Annotated in this window: 2 protein-coding genes; both read left to right on the plus strand. The window is 75.8% G+C overall.

The features are described 5' to 3' along the window. On the plus strand, nucleotides 1–509 hold a 509-nt coding region (locus tag G3I53_RS11865; RefSeq protein ID WP_203616947.1), incomplete at its 5' end, for a cellulose binding domain-containing protein. Nucleotides 510–806: 297 nt separating this feature from the next. After that, on the plus strand, nucleotides 807–1,910 hold the full coding sequence (rsgA, locus tag G3I53_RS11870; RefSeq protein WP_164337897.1) for a ribosome small subunit-dependent GTPase A: 1,104 nt from the start codon (nucleotides 807–809) through the stop codon (nucleotides 1,908–1,910). Nucleotides 1,911–1,975 lie beyond the last annotated feature (65 nt).

A 1,975-nucleotide genomic window follows, 5' to 3' on the forward strand; every position in this document is an offset into this window, starting at 1 on the left:
CCCCCGGCCTGTCGCCGCCCCCCGGCCCCGCCACCGAGCCCTCCACCACCGCGTCCCCGTCCGCCTCCGCCCCGGCCCCCTCCACCGGCCGCACCACGGCGCCGGTGCCCGAGCGGGAGGACCCCGACCCCGAGCCGCAGGGCACCTCCTCCGGCACCGCGGGCCCGCCGCCCACCACGAGCGACGCCCCGCCCGCCGCCTGCCGGGCCGTCTACGACCTGGTCCACCAGTGGCCCGACGGCTTCCAGGCCACCCTCACCGTCACCACCCGGCAGCCGCTCGACGCCTGGCGGGTCGCCTTCTCCTTCCGCGACGGCCAGCAGGTCCGCCAGATGTGGGACGCCACCCACGACCAGAAGGGCGCGCGGGTGACCGCCACCGCCGCCTCCTACAACGCGGCCGTCCCGGCGAACGGCCGGATCGCCTTCGGTTTCATCGCCTCCTGGGACGGCACCAACACCCCGCCGCACGACGTCACGCTCAACGGCCGCCCCTGCGCGCGGGCCTGAACCGTCCGGCCGGGCGCTGCGGCGGAAAAAGGAGTTGACGGACCGGGAGGGCGGCGCACTAACCTGACCGCAGATCATCCGGTGGCCGCGCGCCACCGTGCCGGAGCGTCGCAGGGCGACGCGCACACGAGCGAGGAGGTGTCGACCGATGACCGTCACCGTCACGGGCGCTGTCCGCATCCAGGTATCCGTCAAGTCCACCTCCGTGGCCACCGGCTGACCGACTCTCACCTCTGCCCTTCCGGCAGTGCGCCAGCACGCCGGCCGGGGCCGCCGGGGCCGCTCCTCCGAAGGGCCATCCCCTTGAGTTCGCTCTCCACCCCGTCCGCCTCCGCGCTGGCTCCCTACGGCTGGGACGACGCCTGGACCGACACCTTCGCCCCTCACGCCGCCCACGGGCTGCTGCCCGGACGCGTCATCCGGGTCGACCGCGGCCAGTGCGACGTGGTCACCGCCGAGGGCACCGTGCGCGCCGACACCGCGTTCGTCACCCCGCACGACCCCCTGCGGGTCGTCTGCACCGGCGACTGGGTCGCCGTCGAGCCCGGCGGCAGCCCGCGCTACGTACGGACCGTGCTGCCCCGCCGCACCGCGTTCGTGCGGTCCACCTCCTCCAAGCGGTCCGAGGGGCAGATCCTCGCCGCCAACGTCGACCACGCCGTCGTCGCCGTGTCCCTCGCGGCCGAACTCGACCTCGCCCGCGTCGAACGGTTCCTCGCCCTCGCCTGGGAGTCCGGCGCCCAGCCGGTCGTCGTGCTGACCAAGGCCGACCTCGTCCCGGACCCGGCCACCCGCGCCCACCTCGTCCAGGACGTCGAGACCAGCGCGCCCGGCGTGCCGGTGATCACCGTCAGCGCCCACGACGGGGACGGCCTCGACGTGCTCACCGCCGTCGCCGCCGGGGGCACGACCGTCCTGCTGGGCCAGTCCGGCGCGGGCAAGTCCACCCTGGCCAACGCGCTCCTCGGGGAGGACGTCATGGACGTCCGGGCCGTCCGGGACGTCGACGGCAAGGGCCGGCACACCACCACCACCCGCAACCTGCTCGTCCTGCCGGGCGGCGGCGTCCTCATCGACACCCCCGGCCTGCGGGGCGTCGGCCTGTGGGACGCCACCGGTGGCGTCGGCCAGGTGTTCGCCGAGATCCAGGAACTCGCCGCGGGCTGCCGGTTCCAGGACTGCTCCCACGAGCGGGAGCCGGGCTGCGCCGTCCTCGACGCCATCGACGACGGGACCCTGCCGCAGCGCCGCCTGGACAGCTACCGCAAGCTGCAACGGGAGAACCTGCGCATGGTCGCCCAGAAGGACGCGCGGCTGCGTGCGGAGATCCGCAAGCAGTGGAAGCGCAAGGACGCCGAGGCCCGCGAGGCGATGGAGGTCAAGCGGGGCCGCTGGGCCTGACCGGGGCCGGCGGGCCGGGCAGCCGCACCGGCGGCGCCCCCGGCCCGCCGGGACCGCCCCGCGCC

Source organism: Streptomyces sp. SID14436, assembly GCF_010548465.1.
GTDB lineage: Bacteria > Actinomycetota > Actinomycetes > Streptomycetales > Streptomycetaceae > Streptomyces.